Source organism: Pseudomonas sp. A2 (assembly GCF_023100865.1).
GTDB lineage: Bacteria > Pseudomonadota > Gammaproteobacteria > Pseudomonadales > Pseudomonadaceae > Aquipseudomonas > Aquipseudomonas asiatica.
Genome location: NZ_CP039127.1, coordinates 5,572,580 through 5,592,320, shown reverse-complemented (window position 1 = coordinate 5,592,320; position 19,741 = coordinate 5,572,580). Strand labels below are relative to the sequence as shown.

Here is a 19,741-nt window from a genome sequence, read left to right as displayed (position 1 = left end):
TCCTGTTCTCGTGTGGGCTGGGCCCGTTTGGGATGTTCTGCCTGGCGCGACGGGCATCGGTGGGATGCGATCGCGTCCGGTCCAGCTGGGCTTTCACTGCACATCCGGGTAGCAGAGGGTGGACGCGAAAGTGCGTCGATGCCGATCGGGATGCCTGTTGCGAGGCCGAGCGTCCGGGCGTGAGCCGGGCGGGAAGGCCCGAGTATAACAGAGCTATCGCGCTGTGCTGCTTTCCTGCTGCTCAACGGCGTTGAGAATGTTTCCGATGTCGCCTGTGTAGCGGTTGTTGATTGCTGCATAGGCCGGTTCCAGCTTGAAGCGCCGTAGTTCCACGGCGAAGGCCTGGGCCAGTGCTTCCCGCCCCGGCTTGCGCGCCAGCCCCAGGTACTGGGCCTGGCGGCTGATCACCAGGGGCAGCTCCTCGACCTGCTGTTGGAGGCCCAGATGCCGCAGCTGGTAATGGCCGACCTTGCGGTCGGTGATTGCCAGGTCGACGCGGCCCAGCATCAGCTTGCCGAAGTTGGCTTCATGGGTAGGTGCAGCTTCGCGCCGGAAATGTACAGCCTCGTTGAAAGCGGCACCGTAGGCGTAGCCGGGTGAGGTGCCGACGGTGAGGCCGGCAAGGTCATCGAGAGTCTTGACGGCATGGCGTCGAGTGCGGGCCTGGAACAGGACGAACTCTACCTCCGACATGGGCTCGGGGGCGTACACCAGGTAGTGCTGGCGCGACTCGTTCTGGAAGATATCCATGATGCCGTCGGCCAAGCCCTGCTCGATCATTGCCAGGCAGCGCTTCCACGGCAGGAACTCCCACTCCACCTCGACGCCAAGGCGCTCGAACACCCGTGTGGTGACTTCGTAGTCGATGCCGCGCGGTTGGCCGTCGTGCTGGTACGCATAAGGTGCCCAGTCGTCGGTCACCAGGCGCAGGCGCTCGCCCAGGGCCAGCGGGCTCAGGCAGGCGAGCAACAGGATCCAGAACAGTCGGGCGATGTGTGGCATGCCCGGAGATTACGCGCTCGGCCTGTTCAAGGCCAGTGAGGATGATGTTCCCCTGTGCCGGCCTCTTCGCGGGTAAACCCGCTCCCACAGGATCTCTGCTGGCTTGCAGGCTCGCGATGTACTTGTGGGAGCGGGTTTACCCGCGAAGAGGCCGGCACAGGTTCACTCAAGTGTGGGATGACCTCAGCAGGTGCGCCTCGATATCCTTGCGCCGCTCGCCCAGCGACAGGCGCAACCCCGGGTGGCGCAGGCACTGGCGCAGTTGTTCGGGCTCCACGTGGCCATGGCGGGCGTTGAGGTTTTCCAGGGCCTTGTCCCACCAGGCCGGCGCGCAGGCGCGGTCGAACTCATTGGCATAGGGGTAGCAGCCATAAAGCAGCTCGCGGGCGAACTGGCGCTCGTGGCTGGGCAGGGTCATGCTCAGTGCCTTGTAACCCAGGCGTTGCAGGGCCGGCGGCCGTGGCAGCTGGTCATTGACCAGGGATACGTCGGCCAGCGCCGCCTGGCTCAGCGGGTCGTGGCCGTGCTTGCGCAGCCAGGCCTGAATCTTGGCGCGGAACTGCGCCTTGCGGCTCCAGTAGTGGTGGATGACATCTGTGCATTCGGCCAATTCCAGCGTGCGGTAGGCCGCCACCGCCAGGCAGAACTCCTCGAGGGTATACGCTTCGCGAGCCAGGGGGTGGAACTCGTCCATCATGGCGATGGAGCGGTCCAGGGTTCCGGCGTCTTCGACGGTGAGGCCGATCACCCCCGAATTGACCAGTGGCATCTGGCAATCAGCCAGGCCTCTGGACTCGAGGATGGCCAGCAGGTTCTTGTACAGCAGGCACTTCTGGTTGCTGCCGTAGCGCGCACCGATGGCATTGCACAGCAGGCGGCCAGGGGCTACCCGAGCGAACAGCTCCAGCGGCGACTTGCGGAAGAAGGTGTCGGTGTCGATCAGCACTGCCAGCGGGTGTTGCTGCAGCACCTGGCGCAACAGCACATGCTTGCTGCGAAAGTGATAACCGTGAGGCGCGTTCCATGCCTGGCGTGTGGCTTCGTCCAACAGGTGCACGGTGACCGGCAGACCGGCATAGGGCTGCGGGTTGTCGGTGTAAACCTGAATGTCCATGGCTTCGCCCGTGCCCAGATGGGCGAGGGCGCTGATGATGCTGAAGCAGGCTTCCTGATGGTAGGTTGCCGGGCCAAAAGCCAGGTAGACGAGCTGGGGACGCAATGGCTGAGGGGGCTGCATGGCAGGCAAGACCTGTTTAACCGGAAAATGAATAAGGCTTTAGTCTATGACCAAAGCCTTAATCAAATCTTAAACAGATTTTGCAAAAAATTTCAGCGCGGCAGCTGCAGATTGTTCCAGATCGCCAGGCTCGGCTCGGCCTGGTTCAAGGTGTAAAAGTGCAGGCCCGGTGCGCCGCCTTGCAGCAGCTGTTCGCACATGCGGGTGATCACTTCCTCGCCGAATGCCTGGATGCTGGCGGTGTCGTCGGCATAGGCTTCCAGCTGTTTGCGGATCCAGCGAGGAATCTCGGCGCCACAGGCATCGGAGAAGCGCGCCAGCTTGCTGTAGTTGGTGATCGGCATGATGCCGGGTACCACCGGGATGTCCACGCCCAGCTTCTGCGCGCGCTCGACGAAGTAGAAGTAGCTGTCGGCGTTGAAGAAGTACTGGGTGATGGCGCTGTCCGCACCGGCCTTGACCTTATGCACGAAGTTGGCCAGGTCAGCCTCGAAGTTGCGGGCCTGGGGGTGCATCTCCGGGTAGGCGGCCACTTCCAGGTGGAAGTGATCGGCAGTTTCCTGGCGAATGAATTCGACCAGGTCGCTGGCGTAGCGCAGTTCGCCACTGGCCATGCCCATACCCGATGGCAGGTCGCCACGCAGGGCGACGATGCGCTTGATGCCTGCAGCCTTGTATTCGGCCAGCAGGGCACGCAGTTCGGCCTTGGTGTCGCCTACGCACGACAGGTGCGGCGCGGCAGGTATCTTCACTTCGCTTTCCAGCTGCAGCACGGTGTTCAGCGTGCGGTCGCGGGTCGAGCCACCGGCACCGTAGGTGCAGGAGAAGAAGTCCGGGTTGTAGGCGGCCAGCTGGCGGGCGACGCCCATCAGCTTTTCGTGACCGGCATCGGTCTTGGTCGGGAAGAACTCGAAACTGTAACGGCGTTCCTGGGACATCGGGCGTTCCTCTGGCAGCAAGCTTCAAGCGGCAGGCTGCAAGTAAAAGCCAGATCGGTTATGGCCGGCCTGGCTTGGGCATCGTTCAAGATCCGTGATGCTTGAGCTGCAAGCGGCAACGGCATGGTCTGCCTTTGATTGCCGCTTGAAGCTTCAAGCTGGCCGCTTAGTAGCGGTATGCGTGTGGCTTGAACGGGCCTTCGACGGTCACGCCGATGTAGTCGGCCTGCTGCTTGGTCAGTTGGGTGACCACGCCACCGAAGCCGCGGACCATTTCCAGGGCCACTTCTTCGTCGAGCTTCTTCGGCAGTACTTCGACAGTCAGGCGCTCGGCTTTCTTTTCGGGCGACAGGTCGGCGAACTTCTGCTCGAACAGGAAGATCTGCGCCAGTACCTGGTTGGCGAACGAACCGTCCATGATGCGGCTTGGGTGGCCAGTGGCGTTACCCAGGTTTACCAGGCGGCCTTCGGCCAGCAGGATCAGGTAGTCGTCGTTCTGCGGGTCGAAGCTGCCAGCGCCGGTGCGGTGGATCTTGTGCACCTGCGGCTTGACCTCTTCCCAGGCCCAGTTCTTGCGCATGAAGGCGGTGTCGATCTCGTTGTCGAAGTGGCCGATGTTGCACACCACGGCACGCTTCTTCAGCGCCTTGAGCATGTTGGCGTCGCAGACGTTGACGTTACCGGTGGTGGTCACGATCAGGTCGATCTTGCCCAGCAGGGCCTTGTCGATGCTGGCTTCGGTACCGTTGTTGATACCGTCGATGAACGGCGAAACCACTTCGAAACCGTCCATGCAGGCCTGCATGGCGCAGATCGGGTCGACTTCGGTGACCTTGACGATCATGCCTTCCTGGCGCAGGGACTGGGCCGAGCCCTTGCCCACGTCACCGTAGCCGATCACCAGGGCCTGCTTGCCCGACAGCAGGTGGTCGGTACCACGCTTGATGGCGTCGTTCAGGCTGTGACGGCAGCCGTATTTGTTGTCGTTCTTGCTCTTGGTAACCGAGTCGTTGACGTTGATCGCCGGGACTTTCAGCTCGCCCTTGGCCAGCATGTCCAGCAGGCGGTGCACGCCGGTGGTGGTCTCTTCGGTCACACCGTGCACGCGCTCCAGCACTTGCGGGTATTTCTTGTGCAGCAGCTCGGTCAGGTCGCCACCGTCGTCAAGGACCATGTTGGCGTCCCATGGCTGGCCATCCTTGAGGATGGTCTGCTCCAGGCACCACTCGTACTCTTGCTCGGTTTCACCTTTCCAGGCGAACACAGGGATACCGGCGGCGGCGATGGACGCGGCGGCCTGGTCCTGGGTGGAGAAGATGTTGCAGGACGACCAGCGCACTTCGGCGCCCAGGGCAACCAGGGTTTCGATCAGCACGGCGGTCTGGATGGTCATGTGGATGCAGCCCAGGATCTTCGCACCCTTGAGCGGTTGCTCGGCCAGGTACTTGCGACGCAGGCCCATCAGTGCAGGCATTTCCGATTCGGCGATGATGGTTTCGCGACGACCCCAGGCGGCCAGGGAGATGTCGGCGACTTTGTAATCGGTAAAACCAGCAGGCATGTTTGCAGCGCTCATGAGAGCCTCCATTCGTAGTGTGCGAATGGGCGCCGTTGTGCGTTAAGCGCCCGCGAGAGCGAGCAACGCCCCATCCGAGCCTGACAGGCCTAGCCTGCTGCAGCGCCCCTCGGACGGGTGGCGGGCATGGCGCCGCTGAGGGCGGCCATGTGAAGCGGCGGAGATTATAGCCGCGCCCGCCGGCTTGCCCAAGGTTTTCTGTCGATTAATCGCGACGATAGTCGATGTTCAATGGAGCGACAGCGGCCGCTCTGCCATCATTGCTACACGTTAGCCAGGCAGGTCAGGAGTACAGATGAACTTTCATACCCGCAAGTGGGTTAAACCCGAAGACCTCAACCCAAACGGCACTTTGTTCGGTGGCAGCCTGTTGCGCTGGATCGACGAAGAGGCTGCGATCTACGCCATCGTCCAGTTGGGCAACCAGCGTGTGGTGACCAAGTACATATCGGAAATCAACTTCGTCAGTGCCTCGCGTCAGGGCGACATCATCGAGCTGGGCATCACTGCCACCGAGTTCGGCCGTACCTCGATCACCCTCAAGTGCGAAGTGCGCAACAAGATCACCCGCAAGGCCATCCTCACGGTCGACAAGATGGTCTTCGTCAACCTTGGCGAGGATGGGTTGCCAGCGGCGCATGGGCGGACCGAGATCAAGTACATCCAGGACCAGTTCCCGGACAGTGCAGTCGAATAGATCTCGGTTGTCGGTGCCGGCCTCTTCGCGGGTAAACCCGCTCCCACAGGTTTTTCACCGTCCGAAAGGTAGCGCAGATCCTGTGGGAGCGGGTTTACCCGCGAAGAGGCCGGCACAATTTCTCAAGGCTGAGCGCTGACTTTGCGCACCACCCGCCCGATGCTCAACCCCTGCACCAGGATCGACGACAGCACCACGATGTAGGTGATCGACAGCATCAGGTCACGTTCTTCGCCCAGTGGCAGCGACAGTGCCAGGGCAACCGACACCCCACCGCGCAAGCCACCCCAGGTCAGCACCCGTACCGTGCCCTTGGGCACCGGGCGCCAGCGCCGCAGCAGCACGATCGCCGGGGCCACGGTCAGCAACCTCGACAGTAGCACCGCCAGCGCCAGCACGCCGCCGGCTACCATGTGCATCCAGTTGAAAGGCAGCAGCAACAGCTCCAGGCCGATCAACGCGAACAGCAAGGCGTTGAGCATGTCGTCGATCAGCTCCCAGAAGCCGTCCATGTAGCGACGGGTCATGTCGTTCATCGCCAGGTTGCGCCCCAGGTTGCCGATTATCAGCCCGGCCACCACCATGGCGGTCGGCGCCGAAACGTGCAGTTCGTAGCACATTGCCGAGCCGCCGATGACCAGCGCCAGGGTCAGCATCACTTCCACCTGGTATTGCTCGACGCTCTTGATCATGCGGTAGGTAGCATAGCCGATCAGGCCGCCGAACAGCACCCCGCCGATGGCCTCGCGGGCGAACAGGAGCGCCGTGTCGGTCATGCTCGGCGTCTCGCCCAACTGGATGATGCCCAGCAACACGGTAAACACCACTACCGCGGTGCCGTCATTGAACAGCGACTCGCCGACGATGGTGGTTTTCAGTGGTTTGGAGGCGTTGGCGGTACGTAGCGCGCCAAGCACGGCGATCGGGTCGGTGGGCGAGATCAGCGCACCGAACAGCAGGCAGTAGATCAGCGGCACTTGCCAGCCGAACAGGGCGAACACCCAGTGCGACAGGTAGCCGATGACGACGGTGGCAATCAGTACGCCGACGGTGGCCAGCAGGCCGATGGGCCAGCGGTAGCTGCGCAGGTCGGAGAGGTTCACGTGCAAGGCGCCGGCGAACAGCAAAAACGCCAGCATCCAGTGCATCAGCAGGTCATTGAAGTCGATCTGGTTCATCAGACCTTCGACGCGAGCTTCCAGGCCAGGGAAGCCGATCAGGCTCAAGCCCTGCAGCATCAGGGAAAACAGCAGCGCCGTGACCATCACACCGATGGCAGGGGGCAGGCCGATGAAACGGTAATTTACATAGGTAAGGAGGGTGGTGAGGCAGATAAACGCGGCAACTAGTTCAAGCATCCCGAATCCTGTAACAGTGGCTTCCAAGTCGTAACCCGAATGGCTCGGGCAGTTCTTTGATGACCTGGCGCGGGGTTCGGGACACAGGGTTTGACCGGATTCGTTTGAAACGTTCCCATCCAAGGGGCTGCTACGCAGCCCAATCGCCGGCAAGCTAGCTCCCACATGTACTGCATCAACCTTGAAAGCGACGCGGTCGAGGTGGGAGCTGGCTTGCCGGCGATTGGGCCGCACAGTGGCCCTCGAACGCTATATAGTCCCAGCCATAAAAAGCCACAAGGATAAGAAGGCGTGCTGGCAACTTCCCTGGTGTTGGTCGCTGCCCTGCTGCATGCGACCTGGAATACCCTGATCAAATTCAGCGGCGAGCGCCTGCTGGTGATCGCCAGCATGGATACGGTGGCGTTGGCCTTCGCGGTGCTGGCGGTGCCCTTCGTCGAGGTACCGCCGGCCAACATCTGGCCCTGGCTGCTGGCTTCGGCGCTGGCCGAGCAGTTGTACCGCTTCCTGTTGATCCAGGCCTACCGCGTGGGCGACCTGGGGCTGGTCTATCCTCTGATGCGCGGGCTGTCGCCGTTGGTGGTGCTGGGGCTGACCCTGGCCTTTGCCGGCGAATCGCTGAGCCAGCAGCAGATCATCGGCATCCTGCTGATCCCCTGTGGCATGGCCTGCCTGTTGTGGCAGGGCGGTGGCGGTGACCGGCTGCCCTGGTCGATGCTGCCGGTGGTTGTCCTGATTGGCCTGTGTATTGGTTGCTACACCTGGTTCGACGGCCAGGCCGTGCGCTTGTGGGGCAAGCCTTGGGATTACCTGGTATGGCTGACCTTGCTCAGTGCCTGGCCCTTCCCGTTGCTGGCCAGCGTGGCCCGACGTGCGCCATTCATCTTGTTCTGGCGCCTTCAGTGGCGCCTGGGGCTGGCGGTGGGGCTGTGTGTACTGCTCAGTTACGCGCTGGTGCTGTGGGCCATGCACCTGGGGTCGGTGGCCGAAGCGGCGGCGTTGCGCGAGTTGAGTGTGATTCTGGTGGTGCTGCTGGGCATGCGCTACCTGAAAGAACCTTTTGGCGGGCCGAGACTCCTAGCTTGCGGGCTGGTGTTGGCCGGCATGCTGGTAATGAAGCTTTGACCCGAAGACTGAACAAGGAGTCCTGTCCATGACTGTTGCCCTGTGGTGCATCCTGATCGCGCTGCTCTTGCCGCCACTGTGCGCGTTGATAGCCAAGGCCGGTAGTGGCCGCTTCCGACTGCGCGACAACCACGACCCGCGTGCCTTCCTGGATACCCTGTCCGGGCTGCCGCGGCGCGCGCATGCTGCCCAACAGAACAGTTTCGAGGCCTTCCCGGCATTTGCCGCGGCGGTGCTGGTGGCGGATATCGTCGGCAATGCCGAGCAGGTGACCCAGGATGTGCTGGGGGTGATGTACATCACCAGCCGGCTGCTGTACATCATCTGTTACCTGGCCGACTGGGCCATGCTGCGATCGCTTGTGTGGTTTGCCGGGTTGGCGATCATTGTGGCTTTCTTCGTGGTTTCCATCTGATACCGCGTCGCCTTCTTCGCGGGCTCGCCCGCGAAGAATCCACCGCCGATCAAGGTACTTTCGGCACCTCGGGCAGCGGCTTGCCCTTGGGCCACAGCATCCAGATCTGCCCCTGCTGCTTCATGTTCCCGGCCAGTTCTCCAGCTTCCGGCCCAGTGCCCCAGAACAGGTCGGCGCGCACCTCGCCAGTAATTGCCCCGCCGGTATCCTGGGCCCCCACCGGGCGTACCACCGGCGTACCGTCCGGGCGAGTGGTGGACAACCACAGCAAGCTGCCCAGCGGAATCACCTTGCGGTCGATGGCCACGCTGTAGCCAGCGGTCAGCGGTACGTTCAACGAACCGCGTGGCCCTTCGTTGCTGTCCGGGCGGGTGCTGAAGAACACGTAGCTGGGGTTGCTGGCGAGCAGTTCCGGCACCCGTTGTGGGTTGGCCTGGGCCCAGGCATGAATGGCGCCCATGCTCACTTCTTCCTTCTTCAACTGGCCCTGTTCCACCAGCCAGCGCCCGATCGGCCGATAGGGGTGGCCGTTCTGGTCGGCGTAACCCAGGCGCAGCTGGCGCCCGTCCTCCAGTTGTACCCGGCCGGAACCCTGAATCTGCAGAAACTGCAGGTCCATCGGGTCGGTCAGCCAGGCCAGCACCGGCGCCTTGACGCCGTCACGGTTGATCACCTCGGCGGTGTCGTAGGGCTTGAGCACCCGGCCATCGAGGCGACCGCGCAGGCGCTTGCCCTTGAGTTCGGGGTACACGCTGGCTAGGTCGACCACGATCATGTCGTCGGGGATGCCGTAGACCGCCACGTGGTTGGTTGCCGATTGGCTCAGGCTGCCAGGGTAGACCGGTTCGTAGTAACCGGTGATCAGGCCGTTGGCGTTATTCTCGGCCGAACGCAGGCCGTATACCTGCAGGTTCTGTTGCAGGAAGGCACGCACCTGCAAGGCATTGTCGGGCACGCTGGTGGCTGCTTCGCAGGTGCTGGCCCAGACGGTGTCGCGCTTTAGCTTTTCACAGCCGTTGCGCCAGGCCTGGAAGCCAGCCACCAGGTCGCTGTCGTTGACGGCAGGCAGGTCCTGCCATGTGGCATTGGCGTAGGTGGCGATGGCATGGGGCTCGGGTTTGGCGCTTTCGCCACCGTTGCAGCCGGCCAGCAGGGCCAGTGCCGGGAGTGTCCAGGCCAGATGGCGCAGGGCAGATTTCATGAGTACGTTCCTGTCATGGGTGAACACGGATATTCGCCCCTGTTTTTTATGTGGCTATTGGTCTTTCGCCGCTTGGCAGCGATACTGGCCGCCCATTTGCGTAGGCCGAAGTGACCGTGATGTTGAAGCGATTGACCGTTGTTCTGCTGGCAGCACTGGCCCTGGGTGGTTGTGACCGGGTTGACCCGAACTCCCCGCTGGGCAAGCGCAAGGTGATCTTCAAGGACATGCTCAAGACCAGCGAAGACCTGGGCGGCATGTTGCGTGGACGGTTGCCGTTCGACGGGGTGAAGTTTGCCGACGGTGCGCTGAAGCTGGACAACCTTTCGCACCAGCCCTGGCAGCACTTCCCACAGGCGCGTGATAGTGGCGACAGTAGTGCGCGTGCCGAGGTATGGGAGCGGCAGACGCGCTTTCATGACCTGGCCCGCCAGCTGGAAGGCGTTACTGGCGAACTGGTCGACGTCACCCGCGACCAGCCGCTGGACGCTGCACAGTTGAAGGCACCGATGGACAAGGTCGAAGCGGCTTGCAAGGCCTGTCATATCGAGTTTCGTAATCATTGATGGCCTGTTGCGGCCTCATCGCCGGCAAGCCAGCTCTCACAAGTATCACGCTGCCCTCAAGTGCAATGCAGTACCTGTGGGAGCCGGCTTGCCGGCGATGAGGCCAGTAAAGGCAACGCAGTATTCGAATCTCTGTCAGCGATCCAGATCCTCCACCGCTTCCTGCAGTTCCTTGCGCGACTCGGCCAGCTTGTCCTTGCGCTTGTTGATCTTCTCCGAATCGCCTTTCTTCTCGGCTTTCTTCAAGTCCTTTTCCCGCTGCGCCACTTCGTGACGTGCGTCGAGCACCTTCTGCTCACGTTCCTTGCGCAGGCTGGCATCGGTGCAGTTGTCGACCCCTCGCAGTGCCTCTTCAAGCCCTGCGGCCTGTTCGTTGTTGCCGTGGTCACGGGCAATCTTCAACTGGTTCTCGATGGCGCTACGCTTGGCGGCGCAACCGGTCAGGCCGGCGTCCGGCTGGGCGGCTTGTACGGCACCAGCGGGCAGGCCCAGTGTCGCGATCAGGAAAAGGGTCGAAATACGTTTCATGAAAAGCCTCCTTGAGGGGGCGGGGCAGCAAAAGTTGGGGGAAATCCTGCCTTGGTTTTGCTCATTTAGAAACCCTTGTTGGGGTTTTCCGGCTTAATCTCGGGGTTTTCCTACAGGTAAATTGGTAAATAATCATTGCTCGATGCTTTGCCTGTCGATCCGGAATCCATCGATCCCTGCCGTGGCCAGTTGCGTTGCAATGGCTTGAACCTCGGTGGTTGCAAAAAATCCAGCAAGCTGTTGCCCGCGCTTTTCGCCGATACCGGGCATGGCTTGCCATTCAAGATTCGTGCGGGCAGCCAGCTCCAGCCAGTCGCCTGTTACCTGCATGCCGGTGGGTGTAGGCGCGCCGAGTCCGCGAAGCCATTGCGCAAAAGGCCGTGAGCGGGCTTGGTCGAAACTGCCCAGCAACTGCGAAGCCGTTGTGTCACTGATACCCGCTACCTGGGCCAGGCGCTCGGCATCCAGATGCAGCCAGTCGGTCATCGAGGTCACCAGCCCTGCAGCCACCAGTCGGCGCCAGGTACCAGGGCCGGTGCGCGGCAGGGCCAGCCCCTGCTTGCCGCTGAGCCAGGTGAGACGAGCAATGAACTGCTCTTCGCAGCCTTCGCTGATCTGCCAGCAGCTGTGGGCATGATGCTGGCCGGGCGCTGGTGCGATCACCGGTTGGCGCTCGGCGGCGCGGTGCACCACTTGCTCCAGGCGTGGGATGGTCAGCCCGGCAAGGCTGACGGCCACCTGGTCACCGGGGCGGATGTCGAGCTTGAGCCAACGTGCCAGCGATCCCAGGCTCACCTGGGTGATTCGCCGGTCATCCAGGGTAACCGGCAGTATATGCAAGACTGGCGTAACCCTGCCGGTACGGCCGACGCGGAAGCGTACGTCGCGCACTTCGGCCAAGGCCTGCGTGTACGGGTGCTTCCACGCCGCGATCCAGTAGGGCGCCTTGGCCTGCCAGCGTTCGGACGGAGGCCGGACGCCTAGGCGCAACACCACGCCATCGGTGGCGAAAGGCAGGGGTGAGCGGTACCAGTACTCACGCCAGTGCGCTGCATCGTCCGCTGTTTTTATGGCGACGCTGTAATCCTGGCTGTGCGCAAAGCCCAGTTCCGCCAGCTTCGCGAGGCGTTCGGCCTGCTGCTCGGGGCCTTGCGGCCAGTCCCACACGAACAGGCCGATGCGCTCACCTTGCTCACGACCCAGCTGCTTGCGAGCCAGCAGCCCGGCTACCGTCCCTCGGGCGTTGGCGCTGCCTGCCCGGGCTTGCACATGCGCGTCCAGGCGCAGGTACAGTTCGCCCTGGAGTTGCAGGTCAATGGTCTGGGGCAGCTGCCGGTTGATTGCGTCGAGCAGGGGGATGTGGCGGCTCCAGTCGTGCCCCTGCACGCCGTCCCCCCGGCTGATCAACTGCACCAGCCGGCCCTTTCGGTAGATGAGGGAGACTGCTACGCCATCGACCTTTGGTTGCACCCAAACATCTGCCTTGCCGGCCAGCCAGCGTTCTACAGCCTGACGGTCGGTCAGCTTGTCGACGCCGGTGTGCGGCACCGGATGCGGAATTGGCCCGCCAGCGCTGGCCAGCGGGGACGGGGTAGTCGTGATGCCAAAGCATTGCTGCAGGTGCGCCAGGTGCTGGCGGCTCTGGTCGTATATTTCATCGGCCACCAATGCGATGCCCTGACGATGATAATGGTCGTCCCAGCGGGCAAGCGCGGCGCGCAGTCGGCTCACTTCAGCCTCGACTTGTTGCGGGTTCCAGGTGGGGCATGTGGCGGCACGGACAAGGGGAGCATTCAACGTCAACATCAGGGCGAACAGCAGCATGAGCGGCATGGCCAGCATCCTTGCATGGCAGGTGGGAGCCCTCAGCCTAGGCAGGTAGCGTGCGCGTCGCCATGCAGCGTTTGTCAGCCCATATGTCACAAAAAAGCCCCTGCCGATTGCTCGGCAGGGGCTTTCGCCTGGCGCTGTAGGAAACTTACAGGCCGGCAGCGTCACGCAGCGACTGGGCGCGGTCGGTACGCTCCCAGGTGAAGGTGGTGAAGGTGTCGTCGCCGACCGTCTTCTGCTGCGGGGTACGGCCGAAGTGACCGTAGGCAGCGGTTTCCTGGTACATCGGGTGCAGCAGGTCGAGCATGGTGGTGATGGCGTAAGGACGCAGGTCGAAGCACTCGCGCACCAGCTGGATGATCTTGTCGTCGGAGACCTTGCCGGTACCGAAGGTGTTGATCGAGATGGAGGTCGGCTGGGCCACGCCGATGGCGTACGACACCTGGATCTCGCAACGCTCGGCCAGGCCGGCGGCGACGATGTTCTTGGCCACGTAGCGGCCGGCGTAGGCGGCGGAACGGTCGACCTTGGATGGGTCCTTGCCGGAGAACGCGCCACCACCATGGCGGGCCATGCCGCCGTAGGAGTCGACGATGATCTTGCGCCCGGTCAGGCCGCAGTCACCCACCGGGCCACCGATGATGAAGTTGCCGGTCGGGTTGATGTGGTACTGGGTACCCTTGTGCAGCAGTTCGGCAGGCAGGGTGTGCTTGACGATCAGCTCCATCACGGCTTCCTGCAGGTCTTTCTGCGAAACCTCAGGGTTGTGCTGGGTCGACAGCACCACGGCGTCGACGCCGACCACCTTGCCATTTTCGTAACGGCAGGTGACCTGCGACTTGGCGTCCGGACGCAGCCATGGCAGCAGTTTCGATTTGCGCGCCTCGGCCTGGCGCTCGACCAGACGGTGCGAGAAGCAGATCGGTGCCGGCATCAGCACATCGGTTTCGTTGCTGGCGTAGCCGAACATCAGGCCCTGGTCACCGGCGCCCTGGTCTTCCGGGCGGGAACGGTCGACGCCCTGGGCGATGTCCACCGACTGTTTGCCGATGATGTTCATCACGGCGCAGGTGGCGCCGTCGAAACCGACGTCGGAGCTGTTGTAGCCGATGTCGATGATGACCTTGCGCACCAGCTCTTCCAGGTCGACCCAGGCGGAGGTGGTGACTTCGCCGGCGATGATGGCGACGCCGGTCTTGACCAGGGTTTCGCAGGCTACGCGGGCGTATTTGTCCTGGGCGATGATGGCATCAAGGACGGCGTCCGAAATCTGGTCGGCGATCTTGTCCGGATGCCCTTCGGACACGGACTCGGAGGTGAAAAGGGAGTATTCGCTCATCTCGAAGGTTCCTGAAATTTACCGATGGTGTATGTCGCCAGCCGTCCGCTGGAAATGGCGGACCTGGATCTGGAAACCGTTACGCAAGCCCACGTACAGGCTGTCCCCGGGGGCCAGCCCGGCGTCGTTGGCCCAACGGGCCAGGTCGTCCTGTTCGAAGCCAAGCCACAGGTCGCCGCAGGCTTCGCGCGCCCACCCCTGGTCATGGCTGCACAGTTCGGTTACCAGCAGGCTGCCGCCTGCCTTCACCCGTTTGGCCAGCTGGCGCAAGGCCAGGGCCGGGTCGCTGAAATGGTGCAGCACCATGTTCAGCACAACGCAGTCGGCGGCCACATCCGTTGCACCCAGTGCATCGGCCAACTGCAGGTTCACGTTGTCGAGCCCTTCGCGCTGGCACACCTGGCGCGCCAGTTCGAGCATGGTCGGGCTGTTGTCCAGGGCGGTGACCTGGGCGAAGCGCCGGGCCAGGTCGGGCAGGAAGCCACCGTCACCGGGGCCGACCTCCAGGGCGCTGGCGGCCGGGTCGAAATTCAGTTTGTCGAGCAGCGCCAGCAGGCTTTCGCGGTACTGCGGCAGGCCGGCGATCAGGTCTTGCTGGGCGCGGAACTTCTCTTCCACGCGCAGGAAGAAGTCCTGGCTGGTGGCTGCGCGGCGTTGCTGCACCTGGGCAATGCGCGCCTGCACGTCAGGCGGAAGAGTCAGGTTGTCCACCTCTTCGAGCAGCGCCGCGTGCAGTCGACCTCCCAGGCGCAAGCTGTCGGGCAGGGCGCGGCGGTAGAAGATGGCATTGCCCTCGCGGCGGGTCGCCACCAGCTCGGCCTGGGCCAGTACTTTAAGGTGGTGGCTCATGCCCGACTGGCCCACGTCGAAGATCTGCGCCAGCTCCAGCACGCCGAACGAGTCGTTGGCCAGGGCGCGCAATACGTTCAGGCGCAACTCGTCGCCACTGGCTTTGCACAGGGCAGCCAATGCTTCGCGTTGCTCGGGGATCGATTGCGCACGGAGGTTCATGGTGCGGCAGTCTAGACAGGCATCGTTGCCCTAGCAAGGGCAATATCAAAAAGTTTTGATATTGAGTGATGAGTGGGGTGGTTCTCCCGGTTTTACCCCGAATTGAATGCCAATCGCAGGAAAATCCCCCGACTGCGACCATACGTCATTGCCCCAAGCCCCCCCAGTGGGCGAAAATGGCCGCCTTTTTTCGTGACACCACCTATTCAAGCCCCCCAGGAGATCAGCGATGCCCAGCCGTCGTGAACGTGCCAACGCCATTCGTGCCCTCAGCATGGATGCCGTGCAAAAGGCCAACAGCGGCCACCCAGGTGCCCCCATGGGCATGGCGGATATCGCCGAAGTGCTTTGGCGCGACTATCTGAAGCACAACCCGAGCAACCCGAGTTTCGCCGACCGTGACCGCTTCGTACTGTCCAACGGCCACGGTTCGATGCTGATCTACTCGCTGCTGCACCTGACCGGCTACGACGTCACCATCGATGACATCAAAGGCTTCCGCCAGCTGCACAGCCGCACCCCGGGCCACCCGGAATACGGCTACACCCCAGGCGTCGAGACCACCACCGGCCCGCTCGGCCAGGGTATCGCCAACGCCGTGGGCTTCGCCCTGGCCGAAAAAGTGCTCGCTGCCCAGTTCAACCGTGACGGCCACAACATCGTCGACCACAACACCTACGTGTTCCTCGGCGACGGCTGCATGATGGAAGGTATCTCCCACGAAGTCGCCTCGCTGGCCGGCACCCTGGGCCTGAACAAGCTGATCGCCTTCTACGACGACAACGGCATTTCCATCGACGGCGAAGTGCACGGCTGGTTCACCGACAACACCCCGGCGCGCTTCGAAGCGTACAACTGGCAGGTGATCCGCAACGTCGACGGCCATGACGCCGACGAGATCAAGACCGCCATCGAGACCGCCCGCAAGAGCGATCGCCCGACCCTGATCTGCTGCAAGACCATCATTGGTTTCGGCTCGCCGAACAAGCAGGGCAAGGAAGACTGCCACGGCGCACCGCTGGGCAACGACGAAATCGCCCTGGCTCGCAAGGAACTGAACTGGAACCACGGCCCGTTCGAAATCCCGGCCGACATCTATGCCGAGTGGGACGCCAAGGCCGCCGGTGCCAAGGTTGAAGCCGACTGGAACCAGCGCTTCGACGCCTACGCCAAGGCCTACCCGGAGCTGGCTGCCGAGTTCAAGCGCCGTGACAGCGGCGAGCTGCCGGCCGACTTCAGCGAGAAGGCCCAGGCCTACATCAACGAAGTGGCCGCCAAGGGCGAAACCATCGCCAGCCGCAAGGCCAGCCAGAACGCCCTGAACGCCTTCGGCCCGCTGCTGCCGGAGTTCCTCGGCGGTTCGGCAGACCTGGCCGGTTCCAACCTGACCCTGTGGAAGGGTTGCAAGGGTGTCGAAGCCAACGACGCCAGCGGCAACTACGTGTTCTACGGCGTTCGCGAGTTCGGCATGACCGCCATCATGAACGGCGTTGCCCTGCACGGTGGCCTGGTACCTTACGGCGCGACCTTCCTGATGTTCATGGAATACGCCCGCAACGCCGTGCGCATGTCGGCACTGATGAAGCAGCGCGTGATCCACGTCTACACCCACGACTCCATCGGCCTGGGCGAAGACGGCCCGACTCACCAGCCGATCGAGCAGCTGACCAGCCTGCGCAGCACGCCGAACCTGGACACCTGGCGCCCAGCCGACGCGGTGGAATCCGCCGTGTCCTGGAAAAGCGCCCTGGAGCGCAAGGACGGCCCTTCGGCGCTGATCTTCTCGCGCCAGAACCTGCAGCACCAGGACCGCGACGCCCAGCAGATCGCCGACATCAGTCGCGGCGGCTACGTGCTCAAGGACTGCGCCGGCGAGCCTGAGCTGATCCTGATCGCCACCGGTTCCGAAGTTGGCCTAGCTGTTCAGGCGCACGCCAAGCTGACCGAACAAGGCCGCAAGGTGCGCGTGGTTTCCATGCCGTGCACCAGCGTGTTCGATGCCCAGGACGCTGCCTACAAGCAGTCCGTGCTGCCGCTGGAAGTGGGTGCGCGTATCGCCATCGAAGCCGCTCACGCCGACTTCTGGTACAAGTACGTCGGCCTGGAAGGTCGTATCATCGGCATGACCACCTACGGTGAGTCGGCGCCGGCTTCGGCACTGTTCGAAGAGTTCGGCTTCACCCTGGAGAACATCCTCGGTACTGCCGAAGAGCTGCTGGAAGACTGATACAAGGAAGGCGAGGGCCTCTGGCCCTCGTTCGCGGCACAAGGCCGCTCCTACAGGGTATTGCGTACGCCGTCCCCTGTAGGAGCGGCCTTGTGCCGCGAATGGGCTGCGCAGCGGCCCCGTTCAACTGCCGGAGTTCAAGAGCTACCTATGCCCCACCTGCGTCCCTACAAAGTTGCACTCAACGGTTATGGCCGTATCGGCCGCTGTGTCCTGCGCGCGCTGTTCGAGCGGGGGGCAAAGGCCGGTTTCGAGATCGTCGCGCTGAACGACCTGGCCGACCAGGCCAGCCTTGAATACCTGACACGCTTCGACTCCACCCACGGGCGCTTCCCCGGTGAGGTGAAGGTCGATGGCGACTGTCTGCATATCAATGGCGACTGCGTGAAGGTGATGCGCAGTGCCACCCCCGAGGGCATCGACTGGGCCGCCCTGGACATCGACCTGGTACTGGAGTGCTCCGGCGCCTACCACACCCGCGCCGATGGCCAGCGCTTCCTCGACGCCGGCGCGCCTCGGGTGCTGTTCTCGCAGCCGATGGCCAGCGAGGCCGATGTCGATGCCACGGTGGTCTACGGCGTCAACCAGGCCTGCCTGACCGGCAGCGAGCGCCTGGTGTCCAACGCCTCTTGCACCACCAACTGCGGCGTGCCGCTGCTGCGTGTGCTGGACCAGGCATTCGGCATCGAGTACGTGCAGATCACCACTATCCACTCGGCGATGAACGACCAGCCGGTGATCGACGCCTACCACCACGAAGACCTGCGCCGCACGCGCTCGGCCTTCCAGTCGGTGATCCCGGTGTCCACTGGTCTGGCGCGTGGCATCGAACGCCTGCTTCCGGAACTTGCCGGGCGAATCCAGGCCAAAGCGGTACGCGTACCGACCGTCAACGTCTCGTGCCTGGATATCACCCTGCAGACCGCTCGCGATACCAGCGCGGCCGAAGTCAACCGGGTGCTGCGCGAGGCGGCGCTGGAAGGCCCGCTCAAAGGCTTGCTGGCCTACACCGAGTTGCCCCACGCCAGCTGTGATTTCAACCATGACCCGCATTCGGCGATCGTCGATGCCAGCCAGACCCGTGTTTCCGGCCCTCGCCTGGTGAACCTGCTGGCCTGGTTCGACAACGAATGGGGGTTCGCCAACCGTATGCTCGACGTTGCCGAACACTATCTGCACGTCGTCCACCCAACCCGCAACAAACAGCCCTGAAGGACTGCATTCATGACCGTGTTGAAGATGACCGACCTCGACCTGCAAGGTAAGCGCGTACTGATCCGCGAAGACCTCAACGTGCCTGTGAAGGACGGTGTGGTAGCCAGCGACGCGCGTATCCTGGCAGCGCTGCCGACCATCAAGCTGGCCCTGGAGAAGGGTGCAGCGGTAATGGTCTGCTCGCACCTGGGCCGCCCGACCGAGGGTGAATTCTCCGCCGAGAACAGCCTCAAGCCGGTCGCCGACTACCTGAGCAATGCCTTGGGCCGCGACGTGCCGCTGGTTGCCGACTACCTGGACGGTGTCGAGGTCAAGGCTGGTGACCTGGTGCTGTTCGAGAACGTGCGCTTCAACAAGGGCGAGAAGAAGAACGCCGACGAGCTGGCGCAGAAATACGCCGCCCTGTGCGACGTGTTCGTCATGGACGCTTTCGGTACTGCCCACCGTGCCGAAGGTTCGACCCATGGTGTTGCCAAGTTTGCCAAGGTCGCTGCTGCTGGCCCTCTGCTGGCAGCCGAGCTGGATGCCCTGGGCAAGGCCTTGAAGGCCCCGGCCAAGCCGATGGCGGCCATCGTTGCCGGTTCCAAGGTCTCCACCAAGCTGGATGTGCTGAACAGCCTGAGCTCGGTGTGCGACCAGCTGATCGTCGGTGGTGGCATCGCCAACACCTTCCTGGCCGCAGCCGGCCACCCGGTAGGCAAGTCGCTGTACGAGCCTGACCTGGTCGATACCGCCAAGGCCATCGCTGCCAAGGTCAGCGTGCCTCTGCCGGTCGACGTGGTGGTTGCCAAGGAGTTCGCCGAGAGCGCCGAAGCCACCGTCAAGGCCATTGCTGACGTTGCCGCTGACGACATGATCCTGGACATCGGCCCGCAAACCGCAGCCCACTTCGCGGAGCTGCTGAAGTCGTCGAAGACCATCCTGTGGAATGGCCCGGTCGGCGTGTTCGAGTTCGACCAGTTCGGTAACGGCACCAAGGTGCTGGCCAAGGCCATCGCCGACAGCGCCGCGTTCTCCATCGCAGGTGGCGGTGACACCCTGGCTGCCATCGACAAATATGGCGTTGGCGCCGATATCTCCTACATTTCTACCGGCGGTGGCGCCTTCCTCGAGTTCGTCGAGGGCAAGGTACTGCCGGCCGTGGCGATCCTGGAAGAGCGGGCCAAGGCCTGATGACGTCGGCGCTTGGCAAAGGGAGCGGCCTGATGGTCAAGCAATTGCCTGTGATGATGCTGGCCGGCCTGCTGAGCGCATGCGCCGGCAGCCCGGCCTCGGATACCGACCCGGCCCAGCCGCCAAAGGGCGGTTGCTACCAGTCCGAGTGGCAGGCCGAGACCGTGCCGGTAATCAGCAAGCGCGTGGGCCCGGAAGGCCTGGAAAAGTACGACGAAGACCACCAGCGCAAGGCGCCTGGTTGCCCTTGAACCCGGCATTTCGTCGGGTCGGGCAACCAAGCGGCCGCTGCATGGTCATCTA

18 protein-coding genes and 1 riboswitch are annotated in these 19,741 nt (G+C 63.2%); of the genes, 8 read left to right on the top strand and 10 right to left on the bottom strand.

Annotation, left to right across the window (positions count from 1 at the left end; translation table 11 throughout):
* Nucleotides 1-213 precede the first annotated feature (213 nt).
* From E5221_RS25860 to ahcY, 4 genes are all read right to left on the bottom strand, one after another.
* Nucleotides 214-1,002: a transporter substrate-binding domain-containing protein gene (locus E5221_RS25860; protein ID WP_061550437.1), complete on the bottom strand. Its 789-nt coding sequence runs from the start codon at nucleotides 1,000-1,002 to the stop codon at nucleotides 214-216.
* A 166-nt stretch (nucleotides 1,003-1,168) separates the two neighbouring features.
* Entirely contained in the window at nucleotides 1,169-2,239 is a 1,071-nt protein-coding gene (locus E5221_RS25855) for a hypothetical protein (RefSeq protein ID WP_247846647.1), read from the bottom strand.
* 92 nt (nucleotides 2,240-2,331) lie between these two features.
* Nucleotides 2,332-3,177, bottom strand: coding sequence for a methylenetetrahydrofolate reductase [NAD(P)H] (gene metF, locus E5221_RS25850; protein WP_039612479.1), 846 nt, complete (start codon nucleotides 3,175-3,177; stop codon nucleotides 2,332-2,334).
* 166 nt (nucleotides 3,178-3,343) lie between these two features.
* Nucleotides 3,344-4,753 (bottom strand): adenosylhomocysteinase, encoded by a 1,410-nt coding sequence (ahcY, locus tag E5221_RS25845; protein WP_013974512.1) that lies wholly within the window; start codon nucleotides 4,751-4,753, stop codon nucleotides 3,344-3,346.
* 20 nt (nucleotides 4,754-4,773) lie between these two features.
* Nucleotides 4,774-4,870, bottom strand: a riboswitch (S-adenosyl-L-homocysteine riboswitch).
* A 178-nt stretch (nucleotides 4,871-5,048) separates the two neighbouring features.
* On the opposite strand from ahcY, the gene E5221_RS25840 reads away from it, so the two are divergent.
* A complete protein-coding gene (locus E5221_RS25840) occupies nucleotides 5,049-5,450 on the top strand; it encodes a hotdog domain-containing protein (RefSeq protein ID WP_003257757.1) in 402 nt (133 codons plus the stop codon).
* 122 nt (nucleotides 5,451-5,572) lie between these two features.
* Here the strand turns inward: E5221_RS25840 and E5221_RS25835 are convergent, their stop codons facing one another.
* Complete coding sequence (locus tag E5221_RS25835) at nucleotides 5,573-6,808, bottom strand: sodium:proton antiporter (RefSeq protein WP_247846646.1); 1,236 nt, start codon at nucleotides 6,806-6,808, stop codon at nucleotides 5,573-5,575.
* 291 nt (nucleotides 6,809-7,099) lie between these two features.
* On the opposite strand from E5221_RS25835, the gene E5221_RS25830 reads away from it, so the two are divergent.
* A complete protein-coding gene (locus E5221_RS25830; RefSeq protein WP_061550435.1) occupies nucleotides 7,100-7,933 on the top strand; it encodes an EamA family transporter in 834 nt (277 codons plus the stop codon).
* Nucleotides 7,934-7,961: 28 nt separating this feature from the next.
* Nucleotides 7,962-8,348 carry an MAPEG family protein gene (locus E5221_RS25825; RefSeq protein WP_024087834.1) on the top strand — a complete coding sequence of 129 codons (387 nt, stop codon included), beginning with the start codon at nucleotides 7,962-7,964 and terminating at the stop codon, nucleotides 8,346-8,348.
* Between the two features lie 49 nt (nucleotides 8,349-8,397).
* Here the strand turns inward: E5221_RS25825 and E5221_RS25820 are convergent, their stop codons facing one another.
* Nucleotides 8,398-9,549, bottom strand: a complete 1,152-nt coding sequence (locus E5221_RS25820; protein WP_061550434.1) for a murein transglycosylase A — start codon at nucleotides 9,547-9,549, stop codon at nucleotides 8,398-8,400.
* Between the two features lie 119 nt (nucleotides 9,550-9,668).
* Here E5221_RS25820 and E5221_RS25815 point away from each other — a divergent pair, with 119 nt between their 5' ends.
* Entirely contained in the window at nucleotides 9,669-10,115 is a 447-nt protein-coding gene (locus tag E5221_RS25815) for a cytochrome c (RefSeq protein WP_061550433.1), read from the top strand.
* Nucleotides 10,116-10,250: 135 nt separating this feature from the next.
* Here E5221_RS25815 and E5221_RS25810 read toward each other — a convergent pair whose 3' ends face one another.
* From E5221_RS25810 to E5221_RS25795, 4 genes are all read right to left on the bottom strand, one after another.
* The gene (locus E5221_RS25810) at nucleotides 10,251-10,643 is read right to left on the bottom strand and encodes a DUF1090 domain-containing protein (protein ID WP_061550432.1); all 393 of its coding nucleotides are present in this window, start codon (nucleotides 10,641-10,643) and stop codon (nucleotides 10,251-10,253) included.
* Nucleotides 10,644-10,775: 132 nt separating this feature from the next.
* Nucleotides 10,776-12,476: an NAD-dependent DNA ligase LigB gene (gene ligB, locus E5221_RS25805; protein WP_247846645.1), complete on the bottom strand. Its 1,701-nt coding sequence runs from the start codon at nucleotides 12,474-12,476 to the stop codon at nucleotides 10,776-10,778.
* A 145-nt stretch (nucleotides 12,477-12,621) separates the two neighbouring features.
* Entirely contained in the window at nucleotides 12,622-13,812 is a 1,191-nt protein-coding gene (metK, locus tag E5221_RS25800) for a methionine adenosyltransferase (protein WP_247846644.1), read from the bottom strand.
* Between the two features lie 18 nt (nucleotides 13,813-13,830).
* Nucleotides 13,831-14,823, bottom strand: coding sequence for a metalloregulator ArsR/SmtB family transcription factor (locus tag E5221_RS25795; RefSeq protein ID WP_061550430.1), 993 nt, complete (start codon nucleotides 14,821-14,823; stop codon nucleotides 13,831-13,833).
* A gap of 229 nt (nucleotides 14,824-15,052) precedes the next feature.
* Here E5221_RS25795 and tkt point away from each other — a divergent pair, with 229 nt between their 5' ends.
* The 4 genes from tkt (at nucleotide 15,053) to E5221_RS25775 (ending at nucleotide 19,689) form a co-directional block, all read left to right on the top strand.
* Nucleotides 15,053-17,050 (top strand): transketolase, encoded by a 1,998-nt coding sequence (gene tkt / locus E5221_RS25790; protein WP_061550429.1) that lies wholly within the window; start codon nucleotides 15,053-15,055, stop codon nucleotides 17,048-17,050.
* A gap of 150 nt (nucleotides 17,051-17,200) precedes the next feature.
* The gene (gene epd, locus E5221_RS25785; protein WP_015272057.1) at nucleotides 17,201-18,262 is read left to right on the top strand and encodes an erythrose-4-phosphate dehydrogenase; all 1,062 of its coding nucleotides are present in this window, start codon (nucleotides 17,201-17,203) and stop codon (nucleotides 18,260-18,262) included.
* Nucleotides 18,263-18,274: 12 nt separating this feature from the next.
* Nucleotides 18,275-19,438, top strand: coding sequence for a phosphoglycerate kinase (locus E5221_RS25780; protein ID WP_003257744.1), 1,164 nt, complete (start codon nucleotides 18,275-18,277; stop codon nucleotides 19,436-19,438).
* On the top strand, nucleotides 19,438-19,689 hold the full coding sequence (locus E5221_RS25775; RefSeq protein ID WP_003257743.1) for a hypothetical protein: 252 nt from the start codon (nucleotides 19,438-19,440) through the stop codon (nucleotides 19,687-19,689). The genes E5221_RS25780 and E5221_RS25775 overlap by 1 nt, the downstream gene beginning before the upstream one ends.
* The last annotated feature ends 52 nt before the right edge of the window (nucleotides 19,690-19,741 follow it).

Excerpts from the sequence above, each read along its gene's own strand:
- E5221_RS25860 (WP_061550437.1), bottom strand. The coding sequence starts at position 1,002 with ATGCCACACATCGCCCGACTGTTCTGGATCCTGTTGCTCGCCTGCCTG.
- E5221_RS25855 (WP_247846647.1), bottom strand. The coding sequence starts at position 2,239 with ATGCAGCCCCCTCAGCCATTGCGTCCCCAGCTCGTCTACCTGGCTTTT.
- metF (WP_039612479.1), bottom strand. The coding sequence starts at position 3,177 with ATGTCCCAGGAACGCCGTTACAGTTTCGAGTTCTTCCCGACCAAGACC.
- ahcY (WP_013974512.1), bottom strand. The coding sequence starts at position 4,753 with ATGAGCGCTGCAAACATGCCTGCTGGTTTTACCGATTACAAAGTCGCC.
- E5221_RS25840 (WP_003257757.1), top strand. The coding sequence starts at position 5,049 with ATGAACTTTCATACCCGCAAGTGGGTTAAACCCGAAGACCTCAACCCA.
- E5221_RS25835 (WP_247846646.1), bottom strand. The coding sequence starts at position 6,808 with ATGCTTGAACTAGTTGCCGCGTTTATCTGCCTCACCACCCTCCTTACC.
- E5221_RS25825 (WP_024087834.1), top strand. The coding sequence starts at position 7,962 with ATGACTGTTGCCCTGTGGTGCATCCTGATCGCGCTGCTCTTGCCGCCA.
- E5221_RS25820 (WP_061550434.1), bottom strand. The coding sequence starts at position 9,549 with ATGAAATCTGCCCTGCGCCATCTGGCCTGGACACTCCCGGCACTGGCC.
- E5221_RS25815 (WP_061550433.1), top strand. The coding sequence starts at position 9,669 with ATGTTGAAGCGATTGACCGTTGTTCTGCTGGCAGCACTGGCCCTGGGT.
- E5221_RS25810 (WP_061550432.1), bottom strand. The coding sequence starts at position 10,643 with ATGAAACGTATTTCGACCCTTTTCCTGATCGCGACACTGGGCCTGCCC.
- ligB (WP_247846645.1), bottom strand. The coding sequence starts at position 12,476 with ATGCCGCTCATGCTGCTGTTCGCCCTGATGTTGACGTTGAATGCTCCC.
- metK (WP_247846644.1), bottom strand. The coding sequence starts at position 13,812 with ATGAGCGAATACTCCCTTTTCACCTCCGAGTCCGTGTCCGAAGGGCAT.
- E5221_RS25795 (WP_061550430.1), bottom strand. The coding sequence starts at position 14,823 with ATGAACCTCCGTGCGCAATCGATCCCCGAGCAACGCGAAGCATTGGCT.
- tkt (WP_061550429.1), top strand. The coding sequence starts at position 15,053 with ATGCCCAGCCGTCGTGAACGTGCCAACGCCATTCGTGCCCTCAGCATG.
- epd (WP_015272057.1), top strand. The coding sequence starts at position 17,201 with ATGCCCCACCTGCGTCCCTACAAAGTTGCACTCAACGGTTATGGCCGT.
- E5221_RS25780 (WP_003257744.1), top strand. The coding sequence starts at position 18,275 with ATGACCGTGTTGAAGATGACCGACCTCGACCTGCAAGGTAAGCGCGTA.
- E5221_RS25775 (WP_003257743.1), top strand. The coding sequence starts at position 19,438 with ATGACGTCGGCGCTTGGCAAAGGGAGCGGCCTGATGGTCAAGCAATTG.